The 21,409-nt window shown below is 60.2% G+C and carries 23 protein-coding genes; 13 read left to right on the forward strand and 10 right to left on the reverse strand.

Annotation, left to right across the window (positions count from 1 at the left end; all coding sequences use genetic code 11):
- The first annotated feature begins 286 nt into the window (after positions 1-286).
- From L4923_RS16275 to L4923_RS16290, 4 genes are all read left to right on the forward strand, one after another.
- Positions 287-1,771, forward strand: coding sequence for a lipopolysaccharide biosynthesis protein (locus tag L4923_RS16275; protein ID WP_239366891.1), 1,485 nt, complete (start codon positions 287-289; stop codon positions 1,769-1,771).
- A gap of 51 nt (positions 1,772-1,822) precedes the next feature.
- Positions 1,823-2,827: a polysaccharide pyruvyl transferase family protein gene (locus tag L4923_RS16280; protein ID WP_239366894.1), complete on the forward strand. Its 1,005-nt coding sequence runs from the start codon at positions 1,823-1,825 to the stop codon at positions 2,825-2,827.
- A 37-nt stretch (positions 2,828-2,864) separates the two neighbouring features.
- A complete protein-coding gene (locus L4923_RS16285; RefSeq protein WP_239366897.1) occupies positions 2,865-3,674 on the forward strand; it encodes a galactosyl transferase in 810 nt (269 codons plus the stop codon).
- Between the two features lie 82 nt (positions 3,675-3,756).
- Positions 3,757-4,803 (forward strand): CapA family protein, encoded by a 1,047-nt coding sequence (locus L4923_RS16290; RefSeq protein WP_239366899.1) that lies wholly within the window; start codon positions 3,757-3,759, stop codon positions 4,801-4,803.
- Here the strand turns inward: L4923_RS16290 and L4923_RS16295 are convergent.
- The gene (locus L4923_RS16295; RefSeq protein WP_239366901.1) at positions 4,794-5,051 is read right to left on the reverse strand and encodes a SemiSWEET family sugar transporter; all 258 of its coding nucleotides are present in this window, start codon (positions 5,049-5,051) and stop codon (positions 4,794-4,796) included. The two genes, L4923_RS16290 and L4923_RS16295, sit on opposite strands and share 10 nt — an antisense overlap.
- Positions 5,052-5,110: 59 nt before the next feature.
- On the opposite strand from L4923_RS16295, the gene L4923_RS16300 reads away from it, so the two are divergent.
- From L4923_RS16300 to L4923_RS16315, 4 genes are all read left to right on the forward strand, one after another.
- On the forward strand, positions 5,111-5,479 hold the full coding sequence (locus L4923_RS16300) for a hypothetical protein (protein WP_239366903.1): 369 nt from the start codon (positions 5,111-5,113) through the stop codon (positions 5,477-5,479).
- A gap of 92 nt (positions 5,480-5,571) precedes the next feature.
- Positions 5,572-5,826, forward strand: a complete 255-nt coding sequence (locus L4923_RS16305) for a DUF1344 domain-containing protein (RefSeq protein WP_239366905.1) — start codon at positions 5,572-5,574, stop codon at positions 5,824-5,826.
- A 160-nt stretch (positions 5,827-5,986) separates the two neighbouring features.
- The gene (locus tag L4923_RS16310) at positions 5,987-7,633 is read left to right on the forward strand and encodes an FAD-binding oxidoreductase (RefSeq protein ID WP_239366907.1); all 1,647 of its coding nucleotides are present in this window, start codon (positions 5,987-5,989) and stop codon (positions 7,631-7,633) included.
- 13 nt (positions 7,634-7,646) lie between these two features.
- Positions 7,647-8,267, forward strand: coding sequence for a hypothetical protein (locus tag L4923_RS16315; RefSeq protein ID WP_239366909.1), 621 nt, complete (start codon positions 7,647-7,649; stop codon positions 8,265-8,267).
- 5 nt (positions 8,268-8,272) lie between these two features.
- Here L4923_RS16315 and L4923_RS16320 read toward each other — a convergent pair whose 3' ends face one another.
- From L4923_RS16320 to L4923_RS16330, 3 genes are all read right to left on the reverse strand, one after another.
- A complete protein-coding gene (locus L4923_RS16320) occupies positions 8,273-8,770 on the reverse strand; it encodes a hypothetical protein (protein ID WP_239366911.1) in 498 nt (165 codons plus the stop codon).
- Between the two features lie 87 nt (positions 8,771-8,857).
- Positions 8,858-9,988, reverse strand: coding sequence for a hypothetical protein (locus tag L4923_RS16325; protein WP_239366912.1), 1,131 nt, complete (start codon positions 9,986-9,988; stop codon positions 8,858-8,860).
- A gap of 3 nt (positions 9,989-9,991) precedes the next feature.
- The gene (locus tag L4923_RS16330; protein WP_239366913.1) at positions 9,992-10,426 is read right to left on the reverse strand and encodes a hypothetical protein; all 435 of its coding nucleotides are present in this window, start codon (positions 10,424-10,426) and stop codon (positions 9,992-9,994) included.
- 729 nt (positions 10,427-11,155) lie between these two features.
- Between L4923_RS16330 and L4923_RS16335 the strand changes: the two genes are divergently transcribed.
- Positions 11,156-12,094: a diacylglycerol/lipid kinase family protein gene (locus L4923_RS16335; RefSeq protein ID WP_239366914.1), complete on the forward strand. Its 939-nt coding sequence runs from the start codon at positions 11,156-11,158 to the stop codon at positions 12,092-12,094.
- 102 nt (positions 12,095-12,196) lie between these two features.
- Here the strand turns inward: L4923_RS16335 and L4923_RS16340 are convergent, their stop codons facing one another.
- Together L4923_RS16340 and L4923_RS16345 are read right to left on the reverse strand one after the other, a co-directional pair.
- The gene (locus tag L4923_RS16340; protein ID WP_239366915.1) at positions 12,197-13,408 is read right to left on the reverse strand and encodes a mandelate racemase/muconate lactonizing enzyme family protein; all 1,212 of its coding nucleotides are present in this window, start codon (positions 13,406-13,408) and stop codon (positions 12,197-12,199) included.
- Positions 13,405-15,021: a GMC family oxidoreductase gene (locus L4923_RS16345; protein WP_239366916.1), complete on the reverse strand. Its 1,617-nt coding sequence runs from the start codon at positions 15,019-15,021 to the stop codon at positions 13,405-13,407. Before L4923_RS16345 ends, L4923_RS16340 begins: the two co-directional genes overlap by 4 nt.
- Positions 15,022-15,226: 205 nt before the next feature.
- On the opposite strand from L4923_RS16345, the gene L4923_RS16350 reads away from it, so the two are divergent.
- Positions 15,227-15,619: an acyl-CoA thioesterase gene (locus tag L4923_RS16350; protein ID WP_239366981.1), complete on the forward strand. Its 393-nt coding sequence runs from the start codon at positions 15,227-15,229 to the stop codon at positions 15,617-15,619.
- A gap of 75 nt (positions 15,620-15,694) precedes the next feature.
- Here L4923_RS16350 and L4923_RS16355 read toward each other — a convergent pair whose 3' ends face one another.
- Positions 15,695-16,069 carry a winged helix-turn-helix transcriptional regulator gene (locus L4923_RS16355; RefSeq protein WP_239366918.1) on the reverse strand — a complete coding sequence of 125 codons (375 nt, stop codon included), beginning with the start codon at positions 16,067-16,069 and terminating at the stop codon, positions 15,695-15,697.
- 92 nt (positions 16,070-16,161) lie between these two features.
- Here L4923_RS16355 and L4923_RS16360 point away from each other — a divergent pair, with 92 nt between their 5' ends.
- Positions 16,162-16,764, forward strand: coding sequence for an NADPH-dependent FMN reductase (locus L4923_RS16360; RefSeq protein WP_239366921.1), 603 nt, complete (start codon positions 16,162-16,164; stop codon positions 16,762-16,764).
- A gap of 53 nt (positions 16,765-16,817) precedes the next feature.
- Here L4923_RS16360 and L4923_RS16365 read toward each other — a convergent pair whose 3' ends face one another.
- The 3 genes from L4923_RS16365 to L4923_RS16375 form a co-directional block, all read right to left on the reverse strand.
- A complete protein-coding gene (locus L4923_RS16365) occupies positions 16,818-18,128 on the reverse strand; it encodes a hemolysin family protein (protein ID WP_239366924.1) in 1,311 nt (436 codons plus the stop codon).
- Between the two features lie 92 nt (positions 18,129-18,220).
- Entirely contained in the window at positions 18,221-19,027 is an 807-nt protein-coding gene (locus L4923_RS16370) for an extensin-like domain-containing protein (RefSeq protein ID WP_425530961.1), read from the reverse strand.
- Positions 19,028-19,160: 133 nt separating this feature from the next.
- Positions 19,161-20,063, reverse strand: coding sequence for an extensin-like domain-containing protein (locus L4923_RS16375; protein WP_239366927.1), 903 nt, complete (start codon positions 20,061-20,063; stop codon positions 19,161-19,163).
- 172 nt (positions 20,064-20,235) lie between these two features.
- Here L4923_RS16375 and L4923_RS16380 point away from each other — a divergent pair, with 172 nt between their 5' ends.
- Together L4923_RS16380 and L4923_RS16385 are read left to right on the forward strand one after the other, a co-directional pair.
- On the forward strand, positions 20,236-20,586 hold the full coding sequence (locus L4923_RS16380; RefSeq protein WP_239366930.1) for a DMT family protein: 351 nt from the start codon (positions 20,236-20,238) through the stop codon (positions 20,584-20,586).
- A gap of 74 nt (positions 20,587-20,660) precedes the next feature.
- A complete protein-coding gene (locus L4923_RS16385; protein WP_239366933.1) occupies positions 20,661-21,203 on the forward strand; it encodes a tetratricopeptide repeat protein in 543 nt (180 codons plus the stop codon).
- The last annotated feature ends 206 nt before the right edge of the window (positions 21,204-21,409 follow it).

Raw genomic sequence — 21,409 nt, forward strand, 5'->3', positions numbered from 1 at the left:
AGCGGCAGGGGCGAACAAAGGCAGGCGCGCGCGGAATCCCATAAGGATTGTGCCGTGACCGGTTCCGATTGGAGTAAGGCTTGGTACCGGCGGACATCGCTCTTGCGGCTGTTGGAATGCTGCGAAAACCCGCTCGCCTTGCGGCGAGACAACTGATTCCGTGCATAGGGGCGGAATGCAGCCGCAATGAACGAGTGTTGCGCTCCAGCCTAGAGTCTTGTCGCATCATCTTCATCCGAAAAGCCCGAGACTTTTCGGAATCGTGCCGTGGAGCCAGCGTCGCCGCATGAGCAGCATCACCGGACGCCTCGTCAAGGGAAGCATGTGGCTCAGCCTGTCCAGGGCGATCGTCAATGGCCTGGCGACGCTCTCGACCTTCGTGCTGGCCTGGTATCTGACGCCGGCCGATTTCGGCCTCGTGGCGCTGGCCACGACCATGCTGCTGATCGTTGATACGGTCACCCAGATTTCGCTTTCCGAGGCGCTGATCCGTCACAAGGCGCCGGATGAATCGCATTTCAGCGCGGCCTGGACGTTGAATGCCTCGCGCGGGTTGCTGCTCGGACTGCTGTTCGCCGGCTTCGCCTATCCAGCAGCGCTCCTGTTCAACGAACCGCGGCTGACCGGTGTCATGCTGGCGCTCGGCGCCAGCATCCTGCTGGGCGGTCTGATCAATCCGCGACGGATCATGCTGCAGCGCGACCTGATCTTCTGGCAAGAATTCGTGCTGTCGGTCTCGCAGAAGCTAACGGGATTCGTTGCTGCTGTGGCGATCGCCATGATTTATCACAGCTACTGGGCGCTGGTCATCGGCACGCTGGTGAGCCAAGCCACCAATGTGGTGGTTTCCTATATGGTGCTGCCGTTCCGGCCAAGGATCACGTTCCAGCACATGAAGGAGTTCTTCTCCTTCTCGGCGTGGCTTACCGCTGGCCAGATCGTGAATACGCTCAACTGGCGCTTCGACTATCTGCTCGTCGGCAAGATGCTCGGCGGCTCCGCGCTCGGCTATTATTCGCTTGGCAGCAATCTGGCGATGATGCCGACGCGCGAAGCCACCATGCCGTTGACGCAGACGATCTATCCGGGCTTTGCCAGCATCCGCCATGATCCGGCCCGTCTCGCCGCAGCATATCAGCGTGTGCAGGCGCTGGTGGCTGCAATCGCGCTTCCAGCGGGCATCGGCGTTGCTGTGATCGCCGATCCGCTGGTGCGGCTTACGCTCGGTGAGAAGTGGGCGCCCGTAATCTTCATCATCCAGGCGCTTGCATCGGTCTTCGCCCTGCAGACCCTGGGGTCGCTGGTGCAGCCACTCGGCATGGCGAAGGGAGAGACCCGGCTTTTGTTCATCCGCGACACCCAGATGTTGCTGGTGCGTGTTCCGGTGATGGTGATCGGGCTGATCATGGCCGGCCTGCCTGGCGTGATCATCGGCCGTGTGTTCACCGGGCTGTTCAGCGCGCTGGTCAACATGATCCTGGTGCGCCGTTTCATCGGCGTCAGCGTCTCGAAGCAGCTCTGGGCGAATGTACGCGCACTTGCCAGCATCGCCCTGATGGCCGCCGGCGTCGCCGTAGCGTCACATTATCTGGATTACACAACCGACAAGGTCGAACTGGCCAAGCAGTTGGCGATCCTGGTGAGCCTTGGAGGCTTTTTGTACTGCGCATCCACCTTCCTGCTCTGGATCCTGATGGGACGGCCCGAAGGGCCTGAAACGGAGATCCAGAAAATCCTGGGCAAAATCTATTCGAAAGTTCGCCCCGCCTGACGATACGCGGCGACCGCGCGCGGCCGTCCAACAAGCCAGATGGAGACATCAATGACATCCAAATCAAATCTCGTCCTGATCAAGGAATTGCAGGACAGGATCCACGACTGCCTCAAGGACTATCTGTCGGTGGACGAACCGATGGCGATCCTCGACTTTCCGGATATCCGCAACTGCGGCGATTCCGCGATCTGGCTGGGTGAGATGGCCTATCTGAAGGACCACTACGGCAAGCGGCCTGCTTACGTCTCGCGCATCGACGATTTTTCTGCGGAAGAACTCGAACAAGCGATGCCGAGCGGGCCGATCTTCATCCATGGCGGCGGCAATTTCGGCGATATCTGGGTTGCGCATCAGGATTTCCGCGAGCGGATCCTCGAGCGTTTTCCGAACCGCCAGATCATCCAGTTCCCGCAGTCGATCCACTACGCATCGCCCGCGCGCATCGAAGAAAGCGCGCGCGCCATTGCGCGGCACAAGAACTTCGTTCTGCTGGTGCGTGACGAGGAGTCCAAGGAGTTCGCCGAAAAGCATTTCGACTGCCATGTCCGCCTCTGCCCCGACATGGCGTTCGCAATCGGAGCCATCAAACCGGCGGCTGCCGAGTTTCCGGTCCTTGCCATGCTGCGGTCAGACAAGGAAAAGGCAGGTGATGTGGATCTTTCCGCCTATGGCGATATTCCGGTCGAGGACTGGACGAGCGAATCCGCGCGAAGCGTGCGCGTTTCCAAGGCAATCGGCGCCGCTTCCGGTTTGCTGACCCTGAAGCCGGGCGAAGTGCGGCTGCGCAAGCTCGACGCTGCGGCGCACAACCGATTTCAGCGTGGCATCCGCCAGATCTCGCGTGGTCAGGCTATCGTCACCGATCGCTTGCATGTCCATATCTGCTCGCTGCTGATCGGTCGGCCACACGCCGTGCTGGACAACAGCTACGGCAAAGTACGGCGTTTCATGAACGCCTTCTCGGGCGGAACCGATCTCTCCTACAAGGCAACGTCGCTCGACGACGGTATCGCCTGGGCACGCAGCCGCGCCGGACAAAGGATCGCCGCATGAGGTCGCGGGTTTCGGAGTGCCATGGAGGCAAGTTGCGATGAGCCTCGTCACCTTCATCATCCCCGTTCGCCACCAAGACAACGCCCGCGACTGGGGACTGCTCAAGGCGAACCTGACCCAGACCGTCGCGTCGATCTCGAACCAGACCAATGGCGATTGGCAAGGGATCATCGTGGCCAACGAAGGGGCGGACCTGCCCGATTTGCCGGCAAGCTTCAGCGTCGTGCGCGTGACATTCCCGCCGAATGTCCTGCACGAGATCGACAAGGCCAATATCGAGGATGTCTATGACGCCTTCCGAGCGGATAAGGGCCGGCGTGTGTTGATGGGCATGCTGGCTGCGCGCGACAGCGGTTTCTTCATGATCGTCGACGATGACGATTTCGTCAGCGCCCACATCGTCGAACATGTCGCGGAAAACCGGGAGGCCAATGGCTGGACGATCGACAAGGGCTACATCTGGGACGACGGCGGCAAGATTCTGCTTGGTTATGACGACTTCAGCCACCTGTGCGGGACATCCCTCATTATCCGCGCTGCCCTTTATGGCCTACCCGAGCGTTTTGAGGATGCCTCGCTGGACTGGATCAAGTCGATGCTGGGCAGCCATGTCCGCATTGCCGATATCCTGGCCAGGAATGGCACGCCGCTGGCGCCGCTGCCGTTCCGCGGCGCTGTCTATCGCGTCGGCCACGCCGGCTCGCACAGCAAGGCCCCCAGTCTGCTGGTCAAATACTTCCTGAGCTGGGAGGCGCTGAAGCGGCCGCGACGCCTGCTGCGCAATATGGGCAAGCTCCGGCTGGTCAATGATGGCGCAAGGCGGGAGTTTTTCGGCCAAGCCGCGTAGCGCTTCTCGTTTGGCCTCGTGAAGCGCCACTTCACCGCTCGCGGCCCTGCGTATAAACCGGGGCAAACAACCTGGGCCGCGCGTGTCGAACTATCCGCTCTCCTACAAGCTCTCCTGGCTTCCGCGTTTCCTGAAGCCGTCGCTCGACGGCGATGTGAAGGATTTCGGGCCATCGGCGGCTTACTTGCTGACACCGCGCCCTGCCAAGACGGTGCGGCTCGCTTTCATCGGCGACATTTCAGCGGTCGCCTCCAGGGAGGCGCCGATATGCGATCCGGCACTGAAGGCGCCGCTTGGTTCTGCCGATCTGGTGATCGGCAACTGCGAAAGCCCGATCGTCACACGCGTGCGAGCGAAATTCGGGACGTGGATGGGTTCGCACCATGCTATGGAAGAGGCCTTCCTCGTTCAGGCGATGGCTGCCATCGGCATCCAGCACGAACGGCTCGTGCTGTCGCTCGCCAACAATCACATGCTCGACCAGGGCGTTGAGGGTTTCGAAGAAACGGTTGGTGCCTTGCAAGGCCTCGGCATCCGAACCATCGGTACCGCGGACGGTGGTTTCGTGCAGAAAGTGAATGCCGGCAGCCTGACCATTGGCTTTGCTGCGTTCACGCTATGGCGCAATGCTACCCAGGCACAGTTTTCAGGCCGCGTATCGACGGAATCCGCCCCCCTGCACTGGCCTGTGCATCACACGGAAGGCGCGCACCTTCTTTGTGCGGTGCCGCACTGGGGATGGGAATTTCGGCATTTTCCGCAGGCCGAGACAGTTGCTCTGGCGCGAGCACTAATCGAGCGCGGCTTTGGCTTGATTGTCGGACATCACGCCCATGTCCTGCAACCGGTCGACCTTGTCGGACAAGTGCCCGTCGCCTATGGGGTGGGCGACTTCCTCGGCACTGCGTTGGCGTGGCAGCCGTGGCCGGGACGTATTGGCGGGATCTTTATCGTTGACGTAAGCGCTGAGCCGGCGAGCTTCGGCAAGGTCGCTGGGTACCGGATGCATCCCTTTGTGCGGCTGCGTGATGGCAAGCGCGAACGACTGATGCCGGTGACAGCGCTTGCTGGGGCGTTGCGTGCACGCGTGGAAGGGCGGCTTGCGCGCGTGCTGGGGACTCAGCCGTAGCGCAATTTCATGGCGACGATGGCGGCTACCAGCATGAAGGTGAAGCCGTTGGCGAGGATGACCGGCCAGGAGCCGATCAGGAGGCCATAGAGCGCCCATAGCAGAATGCCGAAGGCGAGGACGCCGGTGGTGACGAGCGAGATGTCGCCGGCACGGCGTTCGCGGGCGATCTTGGCGACTTGCGGAATCCAGCCAACCGTCGTGATGAAGGCGGCGACCGCGCCGATAATTTCGATCGAGGGGTGCAAGACCTAAACTTTCAGAGGATCGGCCGGGAGCGCCGATTGAACCGGTCCAATATGCCAGAATGCGCGATTCTTGGGAAGAGAGGTGCGAACTGGACCAAAGAAGAATCGCGCCCCTCAAGGGGAGGGGAGGTAAAAATGTCCCGTTTGCGGGATTTTTATCCCAACCCATTGAGAAGAAAGCAAAAACGGGGTTCGCCGCCGAAAATCCCAGCTATCCGGTCGGCGTGGGATGGCATGGGGCTCGCGGCGCCGGCGATGTTGGATCCATCGCCGCGAAGCGCTTCCTTTTATTGCGAAAAATCGCCTCGCGTCTCGCCGCCGAACAGCACTGGTGTGGTCTCGATGCGTATTATGTCCGAAATAAGCCTATGATTTCGTTTAACAAAGTTATCCAATGTGATTTGGTCGCGACGCCTTGGGTTCCTTAGTTTTGGGTGTTCCGCCGTTTTCGCTACGCTGCAGCTGTTTCAGCGCAATCTGGCCGGGACGCTTCCGATCCTAAAAAAACGGAGCTCTGACCATGAACAAAATCACCAAGACGATCGTTGCGGCGGCTTCCGTCGCCCTGTTTGCGGCCAGCTCGGCCTATGCCGCGACCGTGCAAGGCACAATCAAATCGATCGACCCGGATACCAAGTCGTTCACGCTCGACGATGGCAAGATCTATCAGCTTCCGGCAGAGTCGACTGTCGACAAGCTTCAGGTCGGCATCAAGGTGGCGGTGACCGTCGACGATAAGACGGGCATCGTCACGTCGATCGTCAAATCATCCTGATATCGGGAACGAAACGCGTTTCCTTCCCAACCTTCATACCATTTGAACAAAGCCGGCCGGAAGGCCGGCTTTCTTGCGCCAGCGAGGCTGCGCGTCACGCCGTTGCACTATGGTCTTTGCGAAAAGCCCGCGCTATCGGTTGGGAAACGAGGGGGGCGACATGGCCGGGCAAGGCATGGGAAATCGTCAAAATGGCTGGCGGCCCACCCGACGATTGCTGCTCGGCGCGGCTGTGGTCGGCGGCGCCGTCTTGTGGGGCGGGAATACAGTAGCCCGGTTGATGCGCAGCCCTGCCTCGGTGAAGGACGCCGGGCGCATCCCGGACGTGGATGGCCACACGCTAGCTCTCAAGCCGCTGGACAACGTGCCGCCCCACAACGCCGGCCTGACCTGGCTGACCAAGGGCGGAACGGTGAACGACGCCAGCGGGCTTTCACGCACACCTGTCTACGGCATGGTCGAGGTCGGCAGCGAAAAGGATGTCGCGGAAGCGTTGAGTTTTGCGCGCGCCAACGGCCTGAAGGTTTCGATGGCTGCGGTACGGCATTCGATGGGCGGCCACGCCTTCGATGACAATGCGCTTGTCCTCGACATGCGCAAGTTCAACGCCGTTGCGGTCGATGCTGCGGCAAGGACAATGACCGTGCAGCCCGGAGCCACCTGGCATGACATCCAGAACATCCTGCATCCCCGTTTCGCGGTGAAGGCGATGCAGTCAACCGACATCTTTTCCGTCGGCGGCTCGTTGTCGGTCAACGCTCACGGCATGGACCATCAGGCCGGTTCGGTTGCCGGTTCGATCCGATCGCTGCGCGTCATGCTGGCCGATGGTTCGGTGCTGAACTGTTCGGCGTCGGAAAACACCGACCTGTTTCGTCATGTCGTGGGCGGATACGGGCTGTTCGGTGTGGTGCTGGAGGCAACGCTCGACATCGTCGACAATGCCGTCTACCGCACGACCCGCGAAATCATAAAATCGGAAGAATTCCCGCGGTTTTTCGAAGAGGTGCTGGAACCGAACCGCGAGATCGGGCTGTTCTACGGCCATCTGTCGACCGCGCCGGGAAATTTCCTGGAAGACATGATCGTCTATCGCTACGGAAAAGTGGCGGAGCAGCCGCCTGGCGATCAGCCACCGATCGGCGAACCTGGCGCAGTCGGCGTGAAGCGCCTGATCATGAACCTGGCGAAATGGGGTGGTCCGTTCCAGGAACTCAAATGGTTCACTGAAAAGACGCTGGAGCCGCGTTTCGAGAGCTGTACGGTGACGCGGACCGCGGCGATGGGTGAAGGCGAAGCCTGCCTGGTGACCCGCAACAATCCCATGCACGATTCCGTGCCGTATCTGTTCAACGATCTGGTCGGCGAAACCGATATACTGCACGAGTATTTCGTGCCTCGCGCCGCCTACAATGCCTATGTCGCCGAGGTCCGAACGATTCTGCGCAACCAACCCCTGCCGGTGTTGAACGCGTCGGTGCGGGTGGTTCACAAGGAGGATATCGCGCTGAACTATGCTCCGGCGCCCGCTTTCTCCCTGGTGCTCTACATCAATCAGCCGACGACGGACGACGGCAACATACAGATGCGGCAATTGACGCGGGCACTGATCGACGCGACCATTCGCCATGGCGGCCGTTTCTTCCTGCCCTACCAGTTGCATTACACCGGCACGCAGTTGCTGGCGTCCTATCCGGAACTGCCATTCTTCCTGGCGCGCAAGCGCAGCTACGATCCCGATGAGCTGTTTTCTTCGACCTTCTACCGGGCTTTGAAAGCACTCAGCCCTAACGCGACGGAGAGCTGAGATGCGATACGGCATGACGATGGCAGTTTTCGTAGCTGTCACGTTTGTTTGCGCGCCGGCGGTTTCCGAAGACTTCAAGGCTTACAAGCTCACCATCGACGGCGTTTCCGTAGACATCGATACCGACGAAGACGCGACCGTGACCTTGCCGAATGGCGACAAGGCGAAGATCAGGCTGGAACGCAACGCATTCGCGACCTTCAGCAGCGACAGCTTCTCCTTCGTGCATCCGAGTGGGGTGACGGTGACGAAAACGAACCTCTCCAAAGGGATCGATCAGCATCTGATGGCTTCGGCGGTCGGCTCAATGGTGATCGTGCAGGAATATTCCGACATGAACCCGGTGACGCTCAACCAGCTCATGCTTCAGGAGATCACCAAGGAATCGGTGCAAGCGGGTGGAAAGCTCAGCCAAAAAGCCGGCTCGCGAAAGCTCGCCGACGGCAAGGTGCTGCGTGGGTTGACGGCGACGGTGAAGACCCACGCCGATCGGGTTACCTATGAAGTGATGAGCTATGGAACAGCAAACCAGGGAGTGGTCGTCATTACCAGCCTGGACGACGACAATGCCAAAGACGACAGGCCGATGATCGACAAGTTCTGGCAAAGCCTGAAGCTTCGCATGGGCGAGTAGGCGATTTACCACGCATCCTGCAGCTGCGCAGCAAGCCAGCCTGCGGAGCGTTTCACGACCATCGCGGTGCTTGAAAAAGTCCGGCCCAGCCTGGTCTTTACCAGTGTGTAGCCGCTTTCGGTCCGGTAGAGAATTGCGTCGCCGCCGACATCGGTTCCTTGGGTTTCCGCATTGACCTTGACGATCGGCATCGGGCGCGGAGCGATCGGAATTTCCGGCCGGCGCAAGCCAAGTGCCGCGATTTCGTCGTCGAGAGGAGCCGAAGCGATCTGCGGTGGAAAGGTCGAAACGGCCATCGCGGTCTGCGGTTCTACGGTGCGGCAGATGCCGGAAACCACTGGATAGCTGAAACCCTTTCCGTGGTGCAGCATCTGGTTTTTCATCGCAGCTTCACAATCGGCAAGGGTCGACCATTTGGCCGGTGTTTCGCCGATATACTCACAAAGCCTGGCATCGCAGTCGCATCCCACGATGGTCATGGCGACAAGTGCGGTCTTGATCACGTTTGAGCCCCTCGAAATCAGGGCCAAGATCGCTCAGCAACACGGCGGGATTTCGCTGCGATTGTGAAATCAGCGTGGCGAAAACCGTCAATAATCGTAGATATGTTCCAGTCTGGTCCCGCTCTTGATAAGGGCTGGAACGACTGCATGCAGCTTGCGGACCGCAACGATCAGACCGGTGCGACGTGATGCAGGCTCGGCCGGTAGCTGATAGGCGAACAGTTCGCGCGCGCCTTCGGGAACGGCAACCGGGCCGTTGGACAGAACCGTTGCCAGGATCTCATCATTGCCGCCGATCTCGACGAAGGAAACGCCCTTGTCGATCAGGCGTGGGATCATCTCCGTGAAGACCTGATAGCGTTTGGTGACGAAGACAGCGCCATCAGCGCCAAGATCGCGCTCCAGCAAGGTTTCCCGCTCACCGAGTGTTGCGTCGCCGACCGGTCCCACGGCCCAGACGTGAATGTCGAGCAGCGCGGGATCGGAGGTGGCGGCGAGCGCCTGTTTGATCAAATCCGCATAACCCTGCTTGATGGTATCAGCGAGACCGAAGGCGAGCTTGCGCTCGTTTGGTCGGACCACGCCGTCACTGAGGGCTGGCTGGACGGCAAACAGAGCTGCTCGTTTTTCCGCATAGGGAAACTGATACCATGGCACCTGGTCGAGGAAGGCGGCATACTCTGCCGCCACCTTTGCCTGGTAGACGTCAGCTGCGGTGCGATGGCCGCCGACGGCTTCCGTAACGCGGCCGACCGTATTCTCGTAGGCCCATTGAATCGCGTGCTCGATCGTATGGCTGGTGCCGATGACGGCCAGCATCTGATGGTTCTGCCAGTTGAACGGGTAGGCGGAGCTGGCGCGGATCACCATCGCATAGTCCTGCCAGAAGCGGCCGATATAGGACCAGTATGGAAAGCCGCTCGGCGGATTGTCCTTCACATAGCCGGCATATTCACGCGCCGCATAGACGATCGCCCATTCCGGATAGGTAAGGAAGGTCGATTCCTCCGGCCGCTGGTAGCCTGGAATCTCGGCGCGCAGCTTGTCGGCCAGTTCCTTCCGCGGCGCGCCTTCGGCAATGCCGGGCAGGGGCGTCCTATCAAGTCCCGAGGTGGTGAGCCAGCCATAGGTCAGCCCGAGAACCGGGATGAGCAGGACGATCACGACCAGCCCGGCGATCGCCTTCAGGATGCGCTTCAGCCAACGCAGCACGAACATGGCTTAGGCCGTCGCGAAGTGGTCGTGTACGCGTTTGGCAAGCCTGAAGCCGATATAGACGGCAATGCCGCCGATCAGGAGATGCGGAAGATTGGCGAAGAAACGCGCCGGGAGTTCGATGTCGTTGAAGGAGCGGAAGCCGTTGAGGAAGATACCGCCGTCGAGGCAGCCCGATCCGGTGACAAGGCCAAGGACGCCGTCGAACAGGTAAACCGAGCCGAACAGCTTGAAATAGAACACCGACTGGCGATGCGAGATAAAGGCAGCGATCGCAGCCCAGACGCCGGAGAAGGCGTGTAGCAGATCGTCGTACCACTGCAGCGAGAAGAGGCCGAAAAGATAGCCGTTGGCGTCGTTGAAGGCAGGAACATAGCCGATGGCGACGACGACGAAGAACAATACGGCATAAGCCACGGCAAGCTTTTGGATCAGCGTCATGGAAGGTCCCTCTCCTCGAATGACGGGGGGACGATAACCGATTCCGTTCCTATGTGCAGCCTGGCCGGTCCGGGCCCCCAACGGCCACCCGAAGCTTCTGGGTTCTGGAGGTAGTGCATGTGAAGCGGCCGAGAAACAGTTGGCGCCGGGATTTCTCCCAGCGCCTCCCTGTCAGACCAGGACCAGTCAGCGGCGGCAATTTCCGAAGGACATTGCACCTGCTGGCCTTGATTTTGACGACCCGTCAGTCCGCTTCCCCGAAAGGCTGCGTCCATTCCGGATCACGCCGGCCCCCGACCCTTGCGGGTTTCGGTCGACGTGCCATCGAAGGTCTTTCCCGGCCTTCATGGCTCGCATCGGTCCGCCGTTGGCGTTCGCACGCTTTCCGCGGCCCCGCACATCGCGGCTCTCGATCTGGCAACAAGCAAGCCCGTTGCTGATCTGCGCGGTGCAGGCCTCAGGAGTTCCGCGTGGTTGCCGTTGTCTTTCGACCGTTCAATCCGTGGCCGCCTGAGATGACTTAACCATACGCCCGAATACCGGCATTCGAAACCGCTGGCGGCCTGTGAATATCGGGGTTATCGGGAATAACCTGTGGTAAAAGGGGACTTTTCGGGTAAACGGAACGGTTTTGCCCAAACCACGCATCGCGTGCAACCTGCTCGGCCCGTGCCGAGTTTTGGGTAAGGCGTTTCCAGACAGGTAAGACCACCGCAAGGGGAGGAGCGGTTGAAGGTCGGCATCATTCTCAATCCCGTTGCCGGCGATGGCCGGCTGATACGCGACTGGCCAGATGTTGCCGTCGCGCTCAAGCAGCATCTCGGACGCTTCGAATTGCGCGAGACGCAGGCCGAGGGAGACGCGGAGCGTCTGGCGATCGAATTCGCGGCCGAGGGATATGATCTGGTCATTGCCGCCGGCGGTGACGGCACGGCCTCCGAAACTGCCGATGGTCTGCTGCAGGCGACAAGAGAGGGGCATGACCGCCCCGCGCTCGGCCTGCTGCCATGCGGTACCGGAACGGATTTCGCCCGCGGGCTCGGTCTCCCGGACGACATCGATTCGGTCGTCGAGCGGATCGCTGGTTCCGGCATGCGGCTGATCGATGTCGGGCGCATTTCCTACATTGACGATCATGGCGCTCTGGCCAGCCGCCATTTCATCAATATCGCCAGCCTCGGCCTGTCCGGTCATGTCGACCGAGCGGTGAATGCGGACAAGCGCAAGGGACGTATTCCGGCAAAGGCTCTGTTCTTGTGGCGGACGGTCACCGAGTTTTTCAACTATCGCTTCGATGACGTCGTGGTCACGATCGACGATGGTGAACCGATCATGGGGCGTGTCGCCTTGGTGGCAATAGCCAACGGCCCTTTCTTCGGTGGCGGCATGATGATTGCGCCGGACGCCTCGCTGGATGACGGGCAGTTCGACATCGTTATCCTTCGTGCGGCCGGCAAGGTTGCGCTCATGCGCGATATCCATCTGCTCTACAGCGGCCAGCATCGCAATCATCCGGCAGTTACCATTCTGCGCGGCAGCAAGGTTCTGGTCGAGCCGGCAAGCGGCGCATTCGAAAACAGTGCATTGGTTGATATAGATGGCGAAGCGCCGGGCCGTGTCCCGGCAGAGTTTGTGGTCGTACCTGGCGCCCTGAAACTGAAGTGCTGATTCAAACACTTCCTGTCGTGAATGGGCAATTTGCGGAACCGATTCCGAAGATCTCGACAACCCGATGAAACGGTTGGGTTTTTATAAGGACTTTCCTTTTCCCTAGGGGAACAATGGGTCCGGCGCCATCTCCAGGTGCAACTGCTTGCCGTTCCATGGATGTGCTTCGCAGACCGCTTCGTCGAGTTCGACGCCGAGGCCAGGTTCTTTCGACGGAATGACCCAGCCATCCTGCCATTCGATCTTCTTCTTGAGCAAGGTGGCGTGGAAGCCGTCCCATTGCTTCAGGGATTCCAGGATGAGGAAGTTCGGCAACGTCGCGGCGAGCTGGATATTGGCAGCGCCGACGATCGGCCCGCAATAACAGTGCGGTGCGATCTGAATATGATAGGCCTCTGCCATCGCCGCGATCTTCTTGGTTTCGAGGATGCCTCCGGAGCGGCCGAGGTCGGGCTGCAGGATGGTGGCTGCACGGTTCTCGATGACACGGGCGAATTCGAACTTGGTGGTCAGCCGCTCGCCTGTAGCGATCGGGATCGAGGTACCACGCGCTACCTGCGCCATGACTTCCGGCATGTCGGGCGGCACTGGTTCCTCGAACCACAGGGGGTCATAAGGCTCGATGGCACGGGCCATGCGCAACGCTCCGGAAGCGGTGAACTGGCCATGTGTGCCGAACAGGATGTCGGCCCTGGTGCCGACGGCCTCGCGGATTGCCTTGATCATCCGGGCTGAGAGGTCGATGTCGAGGAGGCGCGGCTGATGGCCATCAAAGGCGGTGTAAGGGCCCGCCGGGTCGAGCTTCACTGCATTGAAGCCCTGCTCGACATAGTGGGTCGCGCATTCAGCGGCGAGATCGGGATCGTTGTAGACGTTGCGCCCACGTGCATCCTCTGAATGGACGCTGCCCTCATGCGGGTAGAGATAGGTGTAGGAGCGCAGCTTCTCATGCACCTGGCCACCCAGCAGCTTGTAGACCGGTTTGTCGGCCTCCTTGCCGATGATGTCCCAACAGGCCATTTCGAGTGCCGAGAAACAACCCATGCCGGATACGTCTGGGCGCTGGGTAAAACCCGACGAATAGCAACGCCGGAAGAAATTCTCGATATCGTGCGGATCGCGGCCGACCAGATAGCGTTCGGCCATGTCTTCGATCATGCGCGCCGTGACATGCGCGGAGAAGGTTGCATTGTAGGCCTCGCCATAGCCGACCACATTGGAGTCGGTTATCAGTCTGACGAAGATGAAATATTTGCCGCCGATGCCGGGTGGTGGATTGCCGACGACCCAGGTTTTTACGTCGGTGATTTTCATCGATTGTCCTCCAGAACCATTTCAGCGCCCTTCCATCCCGTCATGATAGAGGCGGCGTTGGTGTTGCCGGCGATGTTGTCAGGAAAGATCGACGCGTCGATGACGCGCAGACCCGAGAGACCGTGGACCTTCAGGCGGGGATCGACCACGGCCCGCGCTGGGTCGGGGCCCATGCGACAGGTCGATACAGGATGGTAGACCGTGCCGGAGCGTTTCCTGAAATCCTGAATCAGATCGGCATCGGAAGTGATTGAAGGACCAGGCAAAACTTCCTCTGCAATGACATCGGCGAGCGCAGGTTGAGCCGCGATGCGACGCAGGAATTTCACCGCATCGAGCATTTCCGACACATCCTCGTTGGTCGAGAAGGCGTTGGGCGTGATCCTCGGATGATCCTGCGGATCTTTCGAGCGGATCATGATTTCGCCGCGGCTGGATGGGCGGCAGTTCGAAAGGCCGATGGAAAAGCCGGGCCACGGATCCGGTGAGAGGATCGGACGCTCGCCGAGTTTTGGCAGCACGGTGGAAAAGGCCTGGAAATAGAGTTGCATGTTGGGCCGGGCTTGGCCGGGATCGGTGCGGAAGAAGCCGCCGCCCTGGTTCATCGACATCGACAGCGGTCCGGAGCGCAGGACGAGATAATGCATGCCAACCAGCAGTTTACCCCACCACGGCCGCAGGATCTGATTGAGGGTTGGCCATTTGGCCTTCCAGGTATAGTTGATGCCTTGATGGTCCTGCAGGTTGCGACCGACGTTTTCCGACTGTTGCACAAGCGGAATGCCAAGGTTGGACAACAGACCGGCTGGGCCTATCCCGGAGAGCTGAAGAAGCTGAGGTGAGTTGATCGAGCCGCCGGACACGATCACTTCCCGGCCGGCGCGTGCGGTTCTGGTTTCGCCGTTCCGGACGTATTCGATGCCGACCGCGCGCTTGCCATCGAAGAGAATTTTTGTCGCCAGCGCATTTGTTTCGACACGGACGTTGGCGCGGTTCATGGCGGGGCGAAGGAAGGCACGTGCGGCCGACATGCGGCGGCCGTTCTTAGTGGTGATCTGATAGATGCCGGCGCCTTCCTGATTTGCGCCGTTGAAGTCGTTGTTGGTGGACAGGCCGGCCTGCTCGGCGGCCTTCAGATAGCGGGTCGTCAACCGGTGGATTCGCGCGCGGTTGTCGGTGACGTGAATCGGCCCGCCACGACCACGCCATTCATCAGCACCGGCCTCGTTGTCTTCGATGGCCTTGAAGATTGGCAGGACGTCGTCATAACCCCAGCCTGGATTGCCGGCGGCTGCCCAGGCGTCAAAGTCCTCGCGCGCCCCGCGGATCCAGACCATCGCGTTGATGGAACTCGATCCACCCAGGATTTTGCCGCGCGGCCAATGATCGGCATTGCCGGCAAGACCAGGATCGGGCTCTGTCCTGTAATTCCAGTTGACGGCGGGATCGAAAAAGGTCTTGCCGTAGCCCAACGGCATCTGGACGAAGAAGCGATTGTCACTGCCGCCGGCCTCCAGGACGAGTACGGAAAAACGTCCTGATGCCGAAAGCTTCTCCGCCACAACCGAACCGGCGGAACCGGATCCGACAATGATAAAATCATAGGTCTGCATGGTGATTGGCGGCGCTCGGTCTGCTTTTCGGCAAGACTAGCTGTCGCATTCGTCGCTATCACCGGCACTTCCGGCATGCGGTGTGAGAAAAACGACTGAAATACGGGTGCCATTTGCGGCAAGGACGATATGCCCGTTCGTCAGCGTTGACGCTTTTCAGTTGCGCGGTTACGGCATCATGACATTCGGCATGAAGGATTTTCGCATGGTGCATTACGCGGACGGAAAACCGAAGGGCGACCTGACGCTTCGGACGCTGGCCATGCCTTCCGATGCCAATGCAGCCGGCGACATCTTCGGTGGATGGGTCATGGCGCAAATGGATTTGGCCTGCGGTATCCGCGCGGCAGAGCGCGCGAAGGGCAGGGTGGTGACCGCTGCTGTGAAGGAGATGTCCTTTGCCAAGCCGATGAAGATCGGCGACACGCTTTGCATCTACACGGTCGTGGAGCGCGTCGGCCGCACCTCGATGACACTGAAAGTCGAGGCCTGGGCACAACGCTACCTCTCCGACCTGATGGAGATGGTCACGCATGCCGGCTTCGTGATGGTGGCGCTGGACGGCGAAGGCAATCCGAAGCCGGTACCCGCTGAATGATTCCGAAGCGCGATTCCAGGAAAAATGTGTAGCGGTTTTCCGTCCGGAATTGCGTAAAAGCAAAGAGATAGTGCGTCAGGCTGCTGCCTTGATGCCATCGAAGCGCGCGCGCGCTTCGCTGACGCGGCCCGCATTGGCGATGGCCCATTCGGCCAATCCCTTCACCGGAATCAGCAGCTCGCGGCCAAGATCGGTCAGTTCGTAGTCGACCCTTGGCGGAATCGTCGGAAACACCGTCCGCGTGACGAAACCGTCTCGCTCCAGACTGCGCAGCGTCGTCGTCAGCATCTTCTGCGAAATGTTGCCGATCTGGTGCTTCAATTCGTTGAAGCGGTGCGGACCTTCGCCCAGATTCTGGACGACCAGCAACGACCATTTGTCGCCGATGCGCTGCAGGATATCGCTGACTGCCAGACAGTCGCCGGTGACATGCGGGTGCCTCGGTTTCAAAAAAGTGCCTCCTTGCCAAGCGAGTTGACAGTATCAGATATAGCGTCGGTATCCAAATGATACTCCTAGTTCGTCCTTACAAGGAGCCTCCGATGTCTAAACCCAAGATTGCCGTTGTGATCGGTTCGACGCGAGCAACCCGCTTCGCCGACGCACCGGCGGAGTGGATCGCCAAGCTCGCTGCCAAGCACAGCGAATGGGAAGTCGAGCTTGTCGATTTGCGCGACTATCCCATGCCGTTTTTCGACGAAGCGGCATCCTCGCTGTGGGCGCCGTCCAAGAACGAGGCTGCTCAGCGATGGCAGAAGAAGATCGATGAATTCGACGCTTTCATCTTCACGGCCAGCGAGTACACGCATGGGCCCACCGCCGTCCTGAAGAACGCGCTCGACTATGCCTACACCGAGTGGAACAAGAAGCCGGTGGGCTTTGTAGGTTACGGTGGCGTTGGGGGCGCGCGCGCAATCGAACAGCTCCGTCTCCATGCCATCGAATTGCAGATGGTACCCGTGCGCACCGCAGTTCATATCGTTTGGGCGGACTACATGGCCGTCAAGGGCGGCACGAAATTGTCGGAACTCGAACACGTCAACCAGGCCGCAGAGGACATGCTGAACCAGCTTTCCTGGTACACACGTGCACTGAAGACGGCCCGCGATGCCGATCTGGCGACGGCTGACGTCGAAGCAGCCTGAGTTGCTCTTTGGTGAAAAGGCAGTTGATGCCTTTTCACCCCTAATACTTGAATTTATCGCGCCACGCCGTGTGGCGCACCGGCAAGCCGCGTAGCGATAACCTTGTCGATGCGGCGGCCATCGAGATCCACCACTTCGAAGCGCCAACCCTGCGCGTCGATCGCCTCACCGGTGGTGGGCAGATGCGCGAAGTGCGACAGGAGATAGCCCGCAACGGTCTCGTAGTCGCGATCGTCGGGCAGGTCGAAACCGAGCAGGTCGGCCATCTCGTCGGCAGGCATGTAGCCAGCCAAAAGCCATGACCCATCGTCACGCTGAACGGCGCTTTCCTCCTCGTCGCCGGCATCGAGGTCGGAGCGGAATACGCCGGTGATGGCTTCCAGAATGTCGGCCGGCGTGACGATGCCTTCGAAATGGCCGTACTCGTCATGGACAAGAGCCATCGGCACCTCGGATTCGCGCAAGGTCGCCAGCACGTCCAAAGCATCAGCCTGGTCGTGCACGATGGGCGCCGTCTTGACGTGCTTGCGCGGATCGAGCGCTCGGCCTGCGAGCAATGCCGCCAGGACATCGCGTGTTTGCACGACACCGATCATGGCGTCGACGCTTTCGCCCGCCGGCAGGCGAGAGTGCTGCGTTTCCATCAAAAGTTTGCGGATCGACGCGTCATCGACTTGAAGATTGATCCAGTCGACGTCGGTACGCGGTGTCATGACGGCACGCACCGCACGGTCGCCCAGCCGCATCACTCCGGCAATCATGCGGCGTTCATCCGACTCGATCGTGCCATGGTGTTCGGCTTCGGCTACCAGCATCTTGATCTCTTCGTCGGTAACCTTCTCCTCGCTTTCGCCGCTGAAGCCGAGCAGCCACAAAACAGCGCGGCCGGAGATGTCGAGGATGAAAACGATCGGAGCTGCGATTTTGGCGAGCACCGCCATGAATGGCGCGGCACGGGATGCCACACGCTCGGGATCGCGCAACGCGATCTGCTTCGGTACCAGTTCGCCGACGATGAGCGAAGCATAGGTGATCACCGCCACAACGATGCCGACACCGGCGGTGTTGGCGAAACGTGGGCCCACGCCGGCATCAGCCAGGAAGCTGGCCAGCCGTTCGCCCAGCGTGGCGCCGGAAAAGGCACCGGACAGAATACCCACCAACGTAATGCCGATCTGCACGGAAGACAGGAATTTACCTGGATTGGCGCCAAGCTCCAATGCACGTGCCGCACCACTGACATGGCGGTCGATCATCGCCTTGAGCCTCGCAGGACGGGCAGAGACAATGGCGAGTTCGGACATTGCCAGAAGGCCGTTCACGCAGATGAGAGCGACCACGATAGCGATTTCAGCGTATAGCATACGCGCTCAATAGCATCCCACCCGCCACTTCGAAAAGCGTTGCCGGGCGTTTTGTCCAACGCGTATTGAACTTTGACAAGAGCCGGCGCGTCCTAACGGCAGGCGCGGTAGCCGTTCCTGCGGTTCTTGATGTCGAAATGGAAATGGTTGCGGTGGTCGTAATTGTAACCAGGGCCAAGCACGGTGGTGAAGTAGTCGCAGCCGTCGGACCGAACGGAATCGAGGAAACCGCTGGTGCGGAAGGCGAACCAGCCAGGCTTGCGCACGTCGATGTCCTCGCCGTTGTTCAGTTCGATGCTCATCACGTCGAGTGCGTTGCCCTTGCCGTGCTCTGAAAGCACTCTTTCGCCGGCGATCTTACGGCAAGAATAGCTCGACCCCTGATGGATCGTCTTCACGCCGGAAAAATAGCGCCAGCGCGCCGTCGGGACCAGTTCGCGCTTCGTCCAAGCTGCGAAGGTGGCGGCCATATTACAGGTCAGCGTCGCTGCCGGCTTCATCTGGACATTGCCGATTGCCGTCACCTTGACCGGGTGCTCGATGCCGCATTGTCCCTCCCGGATCGGGGAGAGATCGGTATAGGCGACGTCGAGCCGCTTAAGCTCGTTGCGGCAGTCGATCTCTTCCGCCGACAACTGCTCCACGGGCGACATCGGTTCGTCCATGCGCGGATAGGCCGCCGTCATATAGGGGTTGGATGGCACGAGGGTCTGCATGCCGGACAATTGCGGTTCGGCAGTCGTCATCCTCGGCACCGCAGACGTCGTCGAGCCGACATCGATTGCGGGCTTCAGCTCGAAGACGTCGCCCGTCGTGCAGGCCGCGGCTGTCGCCAGCATGCTCAACGCGGCAATCCGCCTTGTCGCGACCCACGGCTTGCGCCTGGGTCGCCCAGCGATGTGAGTTTCTCCGGCCATCGTTCTTCCCGTCCCTCGGGCAAGCCCCTCGAGCCAAGGGTGTTTTACGCCTCAAGGGTAAAGGAAAGTTCAGCGGCGCGGTTTACAGCTGTGGTGGAAATGCGGCGGGAAGCCTTCACTGGCAGAACGTGCCGCCATTTCGGCGCGGAGCCAGGTCGAGGTGCAGGTGCAAGGCGTGATCGGCATCGCTACCAGGTCCGAGCACCGTCTTGAACGGTCCGCAGGCGTCCTTGCGAATTTGCTCGATCAGCTTCGCCTGGGCTGCGGACGACGTCTTGCCGACCTGAACGACGGTGCCGTCCGCAAGCGTGAGGGCGGCAATATCCACCGCATTGCCAAAGGCATGCTCCGAAAGCTTGGAACTGCCGTTGCGCGGACGGCAGACATAGCCTGATGCCTGAAAGATCGATTTCAACTCCTGGCCGAGTTCGACTTTGGTTGCCGGCACGACTACGTCCTTGACGAAGCGGGACATGGTTTCGGCCATGGCGCAATTGAGTTCCGCATCAGGTTCGATCTCGACCGACTTTCCCAGCTTCCTAAGCAGCAGCGGGTAGGGCAATGAGCAGCCGAGGGCGGTGTCATGCCTGGCTTCCGCTTCCTCGAATTCGGCGCCGAGTGCCGCCAGCCGCCTACGGCATGCCGTTTCTTCTGCCGGCATCACTTCCGCAGGAACAACTGCGGAGCGTGGATCTGGCGGCGGTTTGACCACGGTGGGGTTTTTCCAATCCGGCGGTAATTCCGGGCCCTGGAACGGCTTATGGGCCTTCTCTCCTTTCATCTGGTGGTCGGGCAACGTATCGTCGGGACGCGCCTGCGGCAGCGGCACGCTGGAAGGCGGATCGTCTTCGGAAGGCGTCGGCTTGATTTCGCCCATGTCCCGGCGGTGGCTTTCGGGTATCGGTGCCGTCGCGGGCAAATTGGGTGATTTCGCCCACGCTACGCCGCCTTCAAACGACACGGCGGCACCCAGAAACGTAAGTCCGATTGCCGCCAGCGGCCATTTCAACAGCGTCATGGAGCACAAACGGCGACTGTGCCTGTTGGGTTGCCTGGCGCCGAGAACTCTTCGTTCACAATGGGTTACGACCTTGTTGCAAAAAGCTCGCTGAGCCGGTTCGCAGCGGATGGTTGACTGGGAGGGCCGGCGGGACGAAATGGACGCTCTCTCCTTCTATGGATTTTTCCCCATGTCGCTGATTCTCTCGCCTCGCGTCCTGCCGATCCTCATGCTCGTCGCCTCGAACGTCTTCATGACCTTCGCCTGGTACGGGCACCTCAAGTTCAAGAGTTCGCCGATCTGGATCGCCGTCATGGGCAGCTGGATGATCGCCTTTTTCGAGTACTGGCTGGCGGTGCCCGCAAATCGCATCGGCAACCAGGTCTATTCCGCCGCGGAATTGAAGACGATGCAGGAGGTGATCACGCTCACCGTCTTTGCAGTGTTCTCGGTGCTGTATCTGAAGGAGTCGCTGACCTGGAACCATGCGATCGGGTTCGCACTGATTGCCGGTGGCGCTGCTTTCATTTTCAAGGGATAGAGTCCACTCTTAGCGGGATGAAATCGAACCCGACCGGCGTTATCCTCTCGTCGATAGGCCAGGAGGAGTTCCCGATGCACAAGCGACTTCTGATACATGCTGCGGCCGTTCTGGTCGCCTTGCCGTTTGCTGCCGTCCAGGTTCAGGCGGCAGGCGAAGGTGGTGGCGATACATCCAGCCCGACCGTCACGAAATGCAAGAAGGGCGAGGTGTACGACACCAAGTCCAAGAAATGCACGCCGCCCAAGCAAGGTATGCTGGACGATGACAATATCTATGAGGCGGGGCATGACCTGGCAATGGCCGGTCGCTATGACGAGGCGATCGCGGTTCTGACGCTCGCCGCAAACAAGAAGGATCCGCGGATCCTCAACTATCTCGGCTATTCGCATCGTAAATCGGGCCGCATCCTTGTCGGCCTGGGCTATTACGAGGAAGCGCTGCGCCAGAATCCGGACTACACGCTGGTGCGCGAATATCTGGGCGAAGCGCGCCTGCAGATGGGTGATGTGGCCGGTGCGCGCGAGCAGCTTGGCGAGATCGAAAAACGGACCGGCAAGCAATCGCGCGAATACGGCATGCTCTCCGAGCAGATCGAACATTACGAGAGAAGCTGACCGTTTTCGTCTCATCCCCGAGCGGTTTCGTTGGCCCCAAATCCCATGAGGCTGTCGTCGGTTGTCGAGCTGTGAACCTGCCGATGCGGGAATGTCCCTGCTGCTTTTTTTGAGATGAAAATCGGCTAGAGCTTGCTATATTACTGGAATCTGAGGTGAGACGGTTCCGTCAGTCAGAAGCTGCCGGGCCGTTTTCTTTTTGTACC

The sequence above is a fragment of the Terribium retamae genome (assembly GCF_022347545.1).
Taxonomy (GTDB): Bacteria; Pseudomonadota; Alphaproteobacteria; order Rhizobiales; family Rhizobiaceae; genus Mesorhizobium; species Mesorhizobium retamae.